The sequence below is a fragment of the Streptomyces sp. NPDC042364 genome, assembly GCF_056437585.1.
Map to the genome: position 1 here is coordinate 385,888 of NZ_JBWKAJ010000002.1, position 12,870 is coordinate 398,757.

Sequence of the window (12,870 nt, forward strand, 5' to 3'; positions counted from 1 at the left end):
GACCACAGGCTATGAGGGGGAACACCCATGAACGGCTCGCGGATCGCCGCCGTCGGCCACTACCAGCCCGCCAAGGTGCTCACCAACGAGGACCTGGCGGGCATGGTCGACACCAGTGACGAGTGGATCACGAGCCGCGTGGGCATCCGCACCCGGCACATCGCGGGGCCCGACGAACCCGTCGACGAGCTGGCCGGGCACGCCGCCGCGAAGGCGCTCGCCTCGGCCGGCCTCACCGCCGCCGACATCGACCTCGTCGTGGTCGCCACCTCCACGGCCGTCGACCGCTCCCCGAACATGGCCGCCCGGGTCGCCCACCGGCTCGGCATCCCCTCCCCGGCCGCCATGGACGTCAACGTCGTCTGCGCCGGCTTCACCCACGCCCTCGCCACCGCCGACCACGCGGTGCGCGCGGGCGCCGCCACCCGGGCGCTGGTCATCGGCGCCGACAAGATGTCCGAGGTCACGGACTGGTCCGACCGGACGACCTGTGTGCTCGTCGGGGACGGGGCGGGCGCGGCGGTCGTCGAGGCGGCCGATCCCGCCGCCGGCGCGCCCGGCATCGGGCCGGTGCTGTGGGGCTCGGTGCCCGAGATGGGACACGCGGTACGGATCGAGGGGACGCCCGCGCGGTTCGCGCAGGAGGGGCAGAGCGTCTACCGCTGGGCCACCACCAAGCTGCCGCCCATCGCCCGCGCCGCCTGCGAGAAGGCCGGGCTCGCCCCCGCCGACCTCGCCGCGGTCGTCCTCCACCAGGCGAACCTGCGCATCATCGAACCACTCGCCGCGAAGATCGGCGCCGTCAACGCCGTCGTCGCCCGGGACGTCACCGAGTCCGGCAACACCTCGGCCGCGAGCATCCCCCTCGCCTTCTCCAAGCTCGTCGAACGCGGCGAGATCTCCAGCGGCGACCCCGTGCTCCTGTTCGGCTTCGGCGGAAACCTGTCGTACGCAGGACAGGTCGTCCGCTGCCCCTGAGCACCGCCCTGGCGGTGATGTGACGCGACAGACTCGTCAACTCCCTGGCCGATGAGGCTCGCAGACTGTAGACGATAGACAATCCGTACTGGCTGTCGACCTCGACATTCCCTTACGGGCCGTCGGCTTTCCGCGTGCGGTACACGCTGTGGTGCTCTGGAGGGGGACCCGATGCTGTCGACCGGACTGCCGCAAGGGGCCGTGCCCAAGCTCGAGCGCCCCGGCCCGCTGCGCGACCGCGTCCACGAAGCCCTGCTCGAACTGATCACCACCCGCGTCCTGCGCCCCGGCCGGCACCTGGTCGAGAGCGAACTGGCCGGGCACCTCGGAGTGTCCCGGCAGCCGGTCCGCGAGGCCCTCCAGCGTCTGAGCACCGAGGGCTGGGTCGACCTCCGGCCCGCGCAGGGCGCGTTCGTGCACGAGCCGACGGAGGAGGAGGCGGACCAACTCCTCACCGTCCGCACCCTGCTGGAGGCGGAGGCGGCCCGTCTCGCCGCGGCGAACGCCGGTACGGCGGGCATCGCCGCGCTGGAGGAACTCTGCGCGGAGGGCGAGCGGGCCGTCGACGCGGGCGACGCGGACGCCGCCGTCGCGTTGAACACCCGCTTCCACGCGAAGGTCATGGAACTCGCCGGCAACGCGGTCCTCGCCGAACTCGCCGCCCAGGTCGATCGCCGGGTCCGCTGGTACTTCACCCCGGCCGCCCGGCAGCGCGGCCACCAGTCCTGGATCGAACACCGCGAACTGCTCACGGCGATCGCCGCGCGCGACGAACAGCTGGCGACAAACGTGATGCGAGCGCACACGGAGCACACGCGCAAGACGTACCACGAGCGGCCGGAGTAACCGCGAGGTGCCCCGTCAGCCGGTCACGGCACCGGGTGACGGGACCGAGCGCCCGCCTCGGCGTCGACGAGCGGGGTCGCGCCATCAGGTGCGGCACGGTCGTAGGATCTGATCTCCTGGGGCGGGGAGGGCATCACGATGGAAGAGGCAGGGATCCGCCTCGGCTGCGACAGCGCATGGCTGGAGCTCGCCCACGCGGGCGGAGACGCCTGGCGAGTGTCCGCCGACTGGGGCTCGTGCCTGAAGGCCGACTTCGTCGCCACCCTCACCAAAGAAGAGACGGCTGGCTTCGCCGCACGGATGCTCTCCCGTCTACGGGCTCCGTCGGCCAGTCCCTTCTCGGTGGCGGTGACTCCCGGCCGCAACAATCCGCTGAGGCTGAGGGCCGAGCCCGTCCGGGGCGGTTTCGCCTTCTTCGTGCGTCTGACTCCCAACGGGGACGACGACGTGTGCCGCCTGCAGATGGAGATCGACCCGATCGACGCCGGCGAACTCTGCGACATGTTCGACGCGTTGTACGCGTCATCGGTGCTCTGACCGCGGAGATGCGCGAGCGTCCGAGGCCGTTCCCGTCGAATCGGCGTACCGCGATCCGGACGGTGTCGGCCCGCCGGTGGTGGCTTCGCGCCCCTTCGCCCGGCTCTGCGCACCTTCTTTGTCCTGCGAGTGGAGAAAGTTGGCGGCAATCTGTGCTCAACTTCTTCCCAGTCGTGGTGACCGCTGCTACGTTCCCTGCGAAAGCAAGCCACACTGAGGTGGCCGGAACCCAGCGGACACAGGCCGGTTGAGGCGGGGAGGGGCTCGTGAGACGTATGACGGCTCGTCCCGCGAACGCGCACCAGGCACGGCTGCTGAAGCTGCTGCGGGACGGTGGACCCCACTCCCGCGCCCAGCTCGGTGACCGGGTCGACCTCTCCCGGTCGAAGCTGGCCGTCGAGGTGGACCGGCTGCTGGAGACGGGTCTGGTCGTGGCCGACGGACTCGCCGCCTCCCGCGGCGGCCGGCGCTCGCACAACATCCGGCTCGCCCCCCAACTCCGTTTCCTGGGCGTCGACATAGGCGCGACCTCGATCGACGTCGCCGTCACCAACGCCGAGTTGGAGGTCCTCGGCCACATCAACCAGCCCATGGACGTCCGGGACGGCCCCGTCGCCGTCTTCGAGCAGGTCCTCTCCATGGCCGCCAAGCTGAGGGCCTCGGGGCTCGCGGAAGGGTTCGACGGCGCCGGCATCGGCGTCCCCGGACCGGTCCGCTTCCCCGAGGGCATCCCGGTGGCCCCGCCGATCATGCCCGGCTGGGACGGGTTCCCGGTGCGGGAGGCGCTCAGCCAGGAACTCGGCTGCCCGGTGATGGTCGACAACGACGTGAACCTGATGGCGATGGGGGAGCAGCACGCGGGCGTGGCCCGCTCCGTGGGCGACTTCCTCTGCGTCAAGATCGGCACCGGCATCGGCTGCGGCATCGTCGCCGGCGGCGAGGTCCACCGCGGGACGACGGGCAGCGCCGGCGACATCGGCCACATCCTGGCCGTACCGGACGGCCGCCCCTGCGCCTGTGGCAACCGGGGCTGCCTGGAGGCCCACTTCAGCGGCGCCGCGCTCGCCCGCGACGCCAAGGAGGCCGCCCAGCAGGGCCTCTCGGTGGAACTCGCCTCCCGGCTGGAGACCAACGGCACCCTGACCGCCGTCGACGTCGCCGCCGCGGCCGCCGCCGGTGACGCCACCGCCCTCGACCTGATACGCGAGGGCGGCAACCGCACCGGCCAGGTCATCGCCGGACTCGTCAGCTTCTTCAACCCCGGCCTGGTGGTGATCGGCGGCGGAGTGACCGGCCTCGGCCACACCCTGCTCGCCGCCATCCGTACCCAGGTCTACCGCCAGTCCCTGCCCCTCGCGACCGGCAACCTGCCCATCGTCCTCGGGGAGTTGGGCCCCGCCGCCGGAGTCATCGGCGCGGCCCGCCTGATCAGCGACCACCTGTTCTCACCCGCGTAGCCACTCCGTTCGTCAGCACCGAGGACCACCAGCCCAGGCCCTCCGCACGGCACCCCGCACCGAGCCGCCCACCGCGCCGGGTCGCACCCGGCACCGAGCCGCACGCCGTACCACCGCACCGCGCAGCACGCCGTACCACCGCACCGCGTACCGAGCCGCACGCCGCACAGCACTCCGCCCTGCTCCGCCTCGTCCTGCTCTGCTCTGCCTTGCCCTGCCCTGCCCGAACACGCCTGCTCCGCAGGCTGATTCGCCCTGCAACCGGCCCGCACGCCCGCCAAGGGGAACTCATGGCACCAGAATTACCGCTGCTCACCATGTCCGGCATCACCAAGTCGTTCCCCGGCGTCCGGGCCCTCGACGGCGTCGACCTCGACGTCCAGGCCGGAGAGGTCCACTGCCTGCTCGGCCAGAACGGCGCCGGCAAGTCCACCCTGATCAAGGTGCTCGCGGGCGCCCACCAGCCCGACGGAGGCACCATCACCTGGCGGGGGGAGCCCGTCACCCTCAGGTCGCCGATCGCCGCCATGCGCCTGGGCATCGCCACCATCTACCAGGAACTGGACCTGGTCGAGCACCTCTCCGTGGCCGAGAACGTGCACCTCGGACATGAGCCCACCGCCGCCGGCTTCGTCGTACGGGGCAAGGCCGCGCGGGCGTCCACCGCCGCTCTGCTGAGGCGGCTCGGGCACCCGGAGATCGACCCGGCCCGCCTCGTCGGTGAACTGTCCGCCGCCCAGCAGCAGATCGTCTCCATGGCGCGGGCGCTCTCCCACGACGTACGCCTCATCGTGATGGACGAGCCGTCCGCCGCCCTCGACCCCGACGAGGTCGACAACCTGTTCAGGATCGTCGGGGACCTCACCGCCGACGGGGTCGCCGTCGTCTACATCTCGCACCGCCTGGAGGAGATCCGCCGGATCGGCGACCGGGTGACCGTACTGAAGGACGGGCGGGCCGTGGCGGGCGGACTGCCCGCGAAGTCGACGCCCACCCGCGAGGTCGTCGCCCTGATGACCGGCCGGAACGTCGAGTACGTCTTCCCGGACCGGCCGCCCGAGCCGCCGGCGACCGCCGCCCCCGTCCTGGAGGTCCGAGGGCTGGCCCGCGAAGGGGAGTTCGAGGCACTCGACCTGGACGTCCGGGCCGGGGAGATCGTGGGCCTCGCCGGTCTCGTCGGCTCCGGACGCTCCGAGATCCTGGAGACGATCTACGGCGCCCGCAAACCCTCCGCGGGGCAGGTCCGCGTCGACGGACGGCCGCTGCGGACCGGCAGCGTACGGGCCGCCGTACGCGCCGGGCTCGGACTTGCCCCCGAGGAACGCAAGGCGCAGGCCCTGCTGATGCTGGAGTCGGTCACCAGGAACGTCTCGGTGTCGACGATGTCCCGCTTCGCCCGCGTCGGCTGGATCGACCGGGGCGCAGAGTTCCGGGCCGCGCGCGCCGCGACGCGCGAGCTGTCCCTGCGCCCCGACAACCCGGCCGTACCGGTCCGCACCCTCTCCGGCGGCAACCAGCAGAAGGCGGTGCTCGCCCGCTGGCTGCTGCGCGGCTGCCGGGTACTGCTGCTGGACGAGCCGACCCGGGGCGTCGACGTGGGCGCCCGCGCCGAGCTGTACGCGGTGGTGCGCCGCCTCGCCGACGAGGGCCTGGCCGTCCTGCTGGTCTCCAGTGAGGTGCCCGAAGTCCTCGGCCTCGCCGACCGGGTGCTCGTCCTGCGCGAGGGCCGGGTCGTGCACACCGCCCCCGCCCGTGAACTCGACGAACACCGCGTACTCGACCTCGTGATGGAAGGAAGCCCCGTGGCAAGTGCAGCCACTCCCGCCGGCCCGGGCAGCCCGGCGACCGGCGCGGCAGGCCCGGTGACCGGTGCCGACGGCCCGGCGGCCGGCGAAGGGAGGCCGGCGTCATGACCCAGCACGCGTCCCCGCCCCGCGACGGAACAGACAAGGCGACCCCCGTCGCAGGACCGCCCGCCTGGCGCACCGTCCTCTTCCGCGCCGACGTCCGCACCCTCTCCCTCCTCGGTGTCCTCGCCGCGCTGGTCGTCATCGGCGGCATCACCAGGCCCGACGAGTTCCTGGACACCCGCAACCTCCAACTCGTCCTCACCCAGGCCTCCGTGATCGGTGTCGTCACCGTCGGCATGACCTTCGTCATCACCTCCGGCGGCATCGACCTGTCGGTGGGCGCGATCGTCGCCCTGGCCTCCGTCTGGGCGACCACGGTGGCCACCCAGGAGTACGGCTTCGCCGGCATCCTCTTCACCGCCGTGATCGTCGGCGTCGGGTGCGGCCTGGTGAACGGGCTGCTCATCGCGTACGGCGGGATGGTCCCCTTCATCGCGACGCTCGCCATGCTCGCCTCCGCCCGCGGGCTCGCCCTCCAGATCACCGACGGCAAGACCCAGATCGTCACCGTGGACGGCGTCCTCGACCTCGGCGAGCGCGACGCGTATGTCCTCGGTGTACCGCCGCTGGTCCTCGTCTTCGCGGTCGTGACGGTCATCGGCTGGCTCGTGCTGAACCGCACGACCTTCGGCCGGCGCACCGTCGCCGTCGGCGGCAACGCGGAGGCCGCCCGGCTCGCGGGCATCGACGTCCGCCGCCAGCGCCTCTACCTCTACCTCCTCTCCGGGCTCTGCTGCGGCATCGCCGCGTTCCTGCTGATCGTGCTCTCCGGCTCGGGCCAGAACACCAACGGCAACCTCTACGAACTCGACGCCATCGCCGCCGCGATCATCGGCGGCACGCTGCTCACCGGCGGCCGGGGAACCATCACCGGCTCCGTGCTCGGCGTCCTGATCTTCACCACGATCACCAACATCTTCGCGCTGAACAACCTTCAGAGCGACGTCCAGCAGATCGCCAAGGGCGCGATCATCGTCGCCGCGGTCCTGGTCCAGCGACGCACGGCAAGCACGACCTGACACACCGAAGAGCCCCCACCGGAAAGGTCCACCGCCATGCCACAGTTCCCCAGCCGCAGAGGACTGCTCTTCGGGACCGCCGCCGTCTCGGCCGGCGCCCTCCTCGTCGGTTGCACCAGCAATGAGACCGACGGTGACAACGCGGCGGCCGACAACCAGCCCGCCGCCGACGACAAGCCCGGCAAGGAAGTGACGATCGGCTTCGCCGGACCCCAGGCCGACCACGGCTGGCTCAACGCCATCAACGACAACGCCAAGAGCCGCGCCGAGCGGTACCAGGACGTCACCCTGGAGATCACCGAGGGCTCCAACGACACCGCCCAGCAGATCGGGCAGATCGAGACCCTCATCAACAAGAAGGTCGACGTCCTGGTCGTCCTGCCCGCCGACGGCAAGGCCCTCACCCAGGTCGGCCTCAAGGCGATGCGCGCCGGCATCCCGGTCATCAACCTCGACCGGATCTTCAACTCCCCGCAGGCTTACCGCTGCTGGATCGGCGGCGACAACTACGGCATGGGCCTCAACGCCGGGCACTACATCGGCGAGAAGCTCAAGGACAAGTCCGACGCCCGCGTCATCGAACTCGCCGGCCTCGACAACCTGGAGCTCACCAAGCAGCGCACCCAGGGCTTCGACGACGCGCTGAAGAACTACCCCAACATCAAGAAGGTCGCCCGCCAGGCCGCCGAGTTCACCGTGGAGTCCGGGCAGGCCAAGATGGCCCAACTCCTCCAGGCGCAGTCGAAGTTCGACGCCCTGTGGAACCACGACGACGACCAGGGCGTGGGCGCCCTGCGCGCCATCGAGCAGGCCGGACGCGACGACTTCCTCATGGTCGGCGGCGCGGGCGCCCTCTCCGCCTTCCAGGCCATCAAGAAGGACGACGGCGTCCTCAAGGCGACCGTCCTGTACCCGCCGACCATGGCCGCCTCCGCGATCGACCTCGCCCGCGCGCTCGGCCAGAGCAAGGGCGTCGGAGGCCTCGCCGAGTTCGAGATCCCGTCCTCGCTGACCCTCTACTCGGCCGTCGTCGACAAGGACAACGTCGACCAGTACATGTCCACCGGCTTCAAGTGACGACTCCCGCCGGACGGGCCTGACCCGGACGACCACCGGGAGCCGGCAGCCGCGGCCCCCGGGGTTCCGCGTCGGGCCCGACCCCCCACCGCGCCGCGACCACGAGGAGGACACACGCATGGGACAGCCGCAGCAGCCCGACCAGGCCGAGGCGGAGGAGGCAGAGGCCCCGGGAGCCGGCACCGGTACCGGGACCTGGCCCGCCGGGATCGCCGGCGGGGTCGGCAAACCGCCGCTGCGGGTCGGCATGGTCGGGTACGCCTTCATGGGGGCCGCGCACTCGCAGGGCTGGCGGACCGCCGGACGGGTCTTCGACCTGCCGCTCAGCCCGGTGCTCGCCGCGGTGTGCGGCCGGGACCACGACGCCGTGCGGGCCATGGCCGACCGGCACGGCTGGGCCACGACCGAGACCGACTGGCGGGCCCTCGTCGCCCGCGACGACATCGACCTCGTCGACATCTGCACCCCCGGCGACAGCCACGCCGAGATCGCCCTCGCCGCCCTGGCCGCGGGCAAGCACGTGCTCTGCGAGAAACCGCTCGCCAACACCGTCGAGGAGGCGGAGGCGATGGTGGCGGCCGCCGAAGAGGCACAACAGCGCGGCCAGTTGGCGATGGTCGGCTTCAACTACCGCCGGGTGCCCGCCACCACGCTGGCCCGGCGCATGGTCGCCGAGGGGCGGCTCGGCGCCCTCCGCCACGTCCGGGTGACGTACCTCCAGGACTGGCTCGTGGACCCCGAGTTCCCGCTGACCTGGCGGCTGCGCAAGGAGTCCGCCGGGTCCGGGGCGCTCGGCGACCTCGGGGCGCACATCGTCGACCTCGCGCAGTACCTCGCCGGGGAGCCGGTCGTCGGGGTCTCGGCGCTCACCGAGACCTTCGTCCGGGAACGCCCCCTGCCCGCCGGGGCGTCCAGCGGCCTGGCGTCGGCCGGCGGCTCCACCGCGCGCGGGGCCGTCACGGTCGACGACGCCGCCCTGTTCACCGGCCGCTTCGCCTCCGGCGCGGTCGCCTCCTTCGAGGCCACCCGCTTCGCCACCGGGCGCAAGAACGCCCTGCGCATCGAACTCAACGGCGAGCGCGGCTCGTTGGCCTTCGACCTGGAACGGCTCAACGAACTCTCCTACCACGACCACACCGAACCCGGAGCCCGCGCCGGCTTCCGCCGCATCCTCGTCACCGAGTCCGACCACCCCTACCTGGACGCCTGGTGGCCGCCGGGCCACGGCCTCGGCTACGAGCACACCTTCGTCCACCAGGCCCGCGACCTGGTCCACGCCGTCGCGGCGGGCGAGCGGCCCGAACCGTCCTTCGCCGACGGACTCCAGGTGCAGCGCGTGCTCGCGGCGGTCGAGGAGAGCGCCGAGAAGAACTCCGTCTACACCCCCACAGCGGTCTGAGGAGGCCCCGCACCATGCCGCGCACCTTCACGCTCTTCACCGGCCAGTGGGCCGACCTGCCCCTCGAAGAGGTCTGCCGCCTCGCCCGCGACTTCGGCTACGACGGTCTCGAACTCGCCTGCTGGGGAGACCACTTCGAGGTCGACAAGGCGCTCGCCGACCCGTCGTACATCGACTCCCGCCACCAGCTGCTGGAGAAGTACGGCCTCAAGTGCTGGGCGGTCTCCAACCACCTGGTCGGCCAGGCCGTCTGCGACGCCATCATCGACGAACGCCACCGGGCCATCCTGCCCGCCCGGATCTGGGGCGACGGCGAACCCGAGGGCGTCCGGCAGCGGGCCGCCGCCGAGATGGCCGACACCGCGCGGGCGGCGGCCGCCTTCGGCGTCGACACCGTGATCGGCTTCACCGGCTCCGCCATCTGGCACCTGGTGGCCATGTTCCCGCCCGCGCCCGAGTCGATGATCGAGCGCGGCTACGACGACTTCGCGACGCGCTGGAACCCGATCCTCGACGTCTTCGACGCCGAGGGCGTGCGGTTCGCCCACGAGGTCCACCCCAGCGAGATCGCGTACGACTACTGGACGACGCAGCGGGCGCTGGAGGCGGTCGACCACCGCCCCGCCTTCGGCCTGAACTTCGACCCCTCGCACTTCGTGTGGCAGGACCTCGACCCGGTCGGCTTCCTGTGGGACTTCCGCGACCGGATCTACCACGTCGACTGCAAGGAGGCCCGCAAGCGCCTCGACGGCCGCAACGGCCGCCTCGGCTCGCACCTGCCCTGGGGCGACCCGCGCCGCGGCTGGGACTTCGTGTCCGCCGGCCACGGCGACGTCCCCTGGGAGGACGTCTTCCGGATGCTCCGCTCGATCGGCTACCAGGGCCCGATCTCCGTGGAGTGGGAGGACGCCGGCATGGACCGGCTCCAGGGCGCCCCAGAAGCCCTCACCCGCCTCAAGGCGTTCGACTTCGAACCGCCGTCCGCCTCCTTCGACGCGGCGTTCGGCGGCAACGACTAGGCGCAGTACACCATTCGGCCATCTGTCCGGCCGGGCCGCCACGGCCCGGCCGTGTCCCCGGGGTGACGGCGCACCCCGGCGTACCGCACACACCCGTACACGTCCGTACGACCAGCCCCTCCTTGGAGGCCCTTCGTGCACCCGTACGACGACAACAGACACCCCACCAGCCCCTTCAGGCGCCGGAGAGTCCGCGGGCCCCTGGCACTGCTGAGCGGTCTGCTGCTCGCGGGTACCTCGCTCTCGCTGACCGCGCCCGCCGCGGCCGAGGCCGCCCCACGGGCCGCGGCCGAGGACTTCCAGCAGGTCACCCTCGCCAAGGGCGAACCGGAGGTCGGGGAGCCCATGTCCCTCGCCGTCCTCCCGGACCGCTCGGTGCTGCACACCTCGCGCGACGGCGAGCTGCGGCTGACCGACGCGGCCGGCAACACCAGGCTCGCCGGCAAGCTCGATGTGTACTCCCACGACGAGGAGGGCCTCCAGGGCATCGGCGTCGACCCCGGCTTCGCCGAGAACCGCTTCATCTACCTCTATTACGCGCCCCCGCTGGACACCCCCGCCGGGGACGCCCCCGAGACCGGCACCGCCGCCGACTTCGCGCCCTTCGACGGCGTCAACCGCCTCTCCCGCTTCGTCCTGAAGACCGACGGCACGCTCGACAAGGCCAGCGAGAAGAAGATCCTCGACGTGCCGGCCTCGCGCGGCATCTGCTGCCACGTCGGCGGTGACATCGACTTCGACGCGGCGGGCAACCTGTACCTGTCGACCGGTGACGACAGCAACCCCTTCCAGTCGGACGGCTTCACCCCCATCGACGAGCGCGCGACCCGCAACCCGGCCTTCGACGCCCAGCGCACCTCCGCCAACACCAACGACCTGCGCGGCAAGATCCTGCGCATCAAGGTCAACGCCGACGGCTCGTACGCCATACCCGACGGCAACCTGTTCGCACCCGGCACGGACAAGACGCGCCCCGAGATCTACGCGATGGGCCTGCGCAACCCGTTCCGCTTCAGCGTCGACAAGAAGACCGGAGTCCTCTACGTCGGCGAGTACGGCCCCGACGCGGGCGCCGCCAACCCCTCGCGCGGCCCGGCCGGACAGGTCGAGTTCGCCCGGGTGACCAGGCCGGGCAACTTCGGCTGGCCGTACTGCACCGGCAAGAACGACGCCTACGTCGACTACGACTTCGCCACCGGCGCCTCCGGCGCGGCCTTCGACTGCTCGGCGCCGAAGAACACCTCGCCGAACAACACGGGCCTGACCGACCTGCCGCCCGCCGAGCCCGCGTGGATCCCGTACGACGGCGGCTCCGTACCGGAGTTCGGCGACGGCTCCGAGTCACCGATGGGCGGTCCGGTCTACCACTACGACGCCTCGCTCGACTCCCCGGTGAAGTTCCCCGAGTCGTACGACGGTGACTTCTTCGCCGGTGAGTTCGGCCGCCGCTGGATCAAGCGCATCACCAGCGACGCCGACGGCACCGTGCGGTCCATCGCCGACGTGCCGTGGACGGGCACCCAGGTGATGGACATGGCCTTCGGCCCGGACGGCGCGCTGTACGTCCTCGACTACGGCATCTCCTGGTTCGGCGGCGACGAGCACTCCGCCCTGTACCGCATCGAGAACGCCACCGACGGACACTCGCCCGTCGCCCAGGCCGCCGCCGACCGCACCTCCGGTCAGGCCAGGCTCAAGGTCCGCTTCTCCTCCGCGGGCACCGGTGACCAGGACGGCGACGCCCTCACCTACAGCTGGGACTTCGGCGACGGAGGCACCTCCACGGCGGCGAACCCCACGCACACCTACAAGAAGAACGGCACCTACACGGCGACCGTCACCGCGAAGGACCCCTCCGGGCGCACCGGCAGCGCGAGCGTGCGGATCGTCGTCGGCAACACCGCGCCCAAGGTGACGCTGGAACTCCCCAAGGACGGGCAGCTGTTCGCCTTCGGTGAGGCCGTGCCGTTCAGGGTGCGGGTGAGCGACCCCGAGGACGGGCGGACCATCGACTGCTCCAAGGTCAAGGTCACCTTCGTCCTCGGCCACGACAGCCACGGCCACCCGGTGACCTCCGCCAACGGCTGCACCGGCACCATCCAGACCAGCGCCGACGGCGGCCACGACGAGAACGCCAACATCTTCGGCGTCTTCGACGCCGAGTACACCGACGGCGGAGGCGGCGGCCAGGCCCCGCTGACCACCCACGACCAGAACGTGGTCCAGCCCAAGCACCGCCAGGCCGAGCACTACGGCGACTCCTCCGGCATCACGGTCCAGTCGAAGGCCACGGCACACGGCGGCAAGACCGTCGGGGACATCTCCAACGGCGACTGGATCTCCTTCAAGCCGTACGTCCTGTCCGACGCCACGAAGATCACCGCGCGGATCTCCTCCGGCGGCGCGGGCGGCAGGCTGGAGGTCCGGGCGGGCTCACCCACCGGCCGGCTGCTCGGCAGCACCACCGTGCCGGTCACCGGCGGCTGGGAGAACTTCCAGGACGTCACCGCGAACCTGACCCGGGCCCCGAGCGGCACCACCACACTCCACCTGGTGTTCAAGGGCAGCGGCTCCGGCGGTCTGTTCGACGTGGACGACTTCACGTTCACCACGAGGTGAGGGGCGGCC

At 71.7% G+C, this 12,870-nt stretch carries 10 protein-coding genes; all 10 read left to right on the plus strand.

The features are described from left to right. The first annotated feature begins 27 nt into the window (after positions 1–27). The 10 genes from AC067N_RS05030 to AC067N_RS05075 all read left to right on the plus strand — a co-directional run bounded on the left by AC067N_RS05030 (position 28) and on the right by AC067N_RS05075 (position 12,861). Positions 28–978 (plus strand): beta-ketoacyl-ACP synthase III, encoded by a 951-nt coding sequence (locus AC067N_RS05030; RefSeq protein WP_478677491.1) that lies wholly within the window; start codon positions 28–30, stop codon positions 976–978. Between the two features lie 171 nt (positions 979–1,149). Continuing rightward, on the plus strand, positions 1,150–1,824 hold the full coding sequence (locus AC067N_RS05035; RefSeq protein WP_478677492.1) for a GntR family transcriptional regulator: 675 nt from the start codon (positions 1,150–1,152) through the stop codon (positions 1,822–1,824). 138 nt (positions 1,825–1,962) lie between these two features. After that, positions 1,963–2,361: a hypothetical protein gene (locus AC067N_RS05040; protein ID WP_478677493.1), complete on the plus strand. Its 399-nt coding sequence runs from the start codon at positions 1,963–1,965 to the stop codon at positions 2,359–2,361. A gap of 275 nt (positions 2,362–2,636) precedes the next feature. Beyond that, entirely contained in the window at positions 2,637–3,818 is a 1,182-nt protein-coding gene (locus AC067N_RS05045) for an ROK family transcriptional regulator (RefSeq protein ID WP_478677494.1), read from the plus strand. Between the two features lie 290 nt (positions 3,819–4,108). Continuing rightward, positions 4,109–5,731 (plus strand): sugar ABC transporter ATP-binding protein, encoded by a 1,623-nt coding sequence (locus tag AC067N_RS05050; RefSeq protein WP_478677495.1) that lies wholly within the window; start codon positions 4,109–4,111, stop codon positions 5,729–5,731. Beyond that, positions 5,728–6,747, plus strand: a complete 1,020-nt coding sequence (locus AC067N_RS05055; RefSeq protein ID WP_478677496.1) for an ABC transporter permease — start codon at positions 5,728–5,730, stop codon at positions 6,745–6,747. The genes AC067N_RS05050 and AC067N_RS05055 overlap by 4 nt, the downstream gene beginning before the upstream one ends. 36 nt (positions 6,748–6,783) lie before the next feature. After that, the gene (locus AC067N_RS05060; RefSeq protein ID WP_478677497.1) at positions 6,784–7,824 is read left to right on the plus strand and encodes a substrate-binding domain-containing protein; all 1,041 of its coding nucleotides are present in this window, start codon (positions 6,784–6,786) and stop codon (positions 7,822–7,824) included. Positions 7,825–7,942: 118 nt separating this feature from the next. Next, positions 7,943–9,223 carry a Gfo/Idh/MocA family protein gene (locus AC067N_RS05065; protein ID WP_478677498.1) on the plus strand — a complete coding sequence of 427 codons (1,281 nt, stop codon included), beginning with the start codon at positions 7,943–7,945 and terminating at the stop codon, positions 9,221–9,223. A 14-nt stretch (positions 9,224–9,237) separates the two neighbouring features. Beyond that, positions 9,238–10,242, plus strand: coding sequence for a sugar phosphate isomerase/epimerase family protein (locus tag AC067N_RS05070; protein WP_478677499.1), 1,005 nt, complete (start codon positions 9,238–9,240; stop codon positions 10,240–10,242). A gap of 135 nt (positions 10,243–10,377) precedes the next feature. Further along, positions 10,378–12,861, plus strand: a complete 2,484-nt coding sequence (locus AC067N_RS05075) for a PQQ-dependent sugar dehydrogenase (protein ID WP_478677500.1) — start codon at positions 10,378–10,380, stop codon at positions 12,859–12,861. Positions 12,862–12,870: the final 9 nt, after the last annotated feature.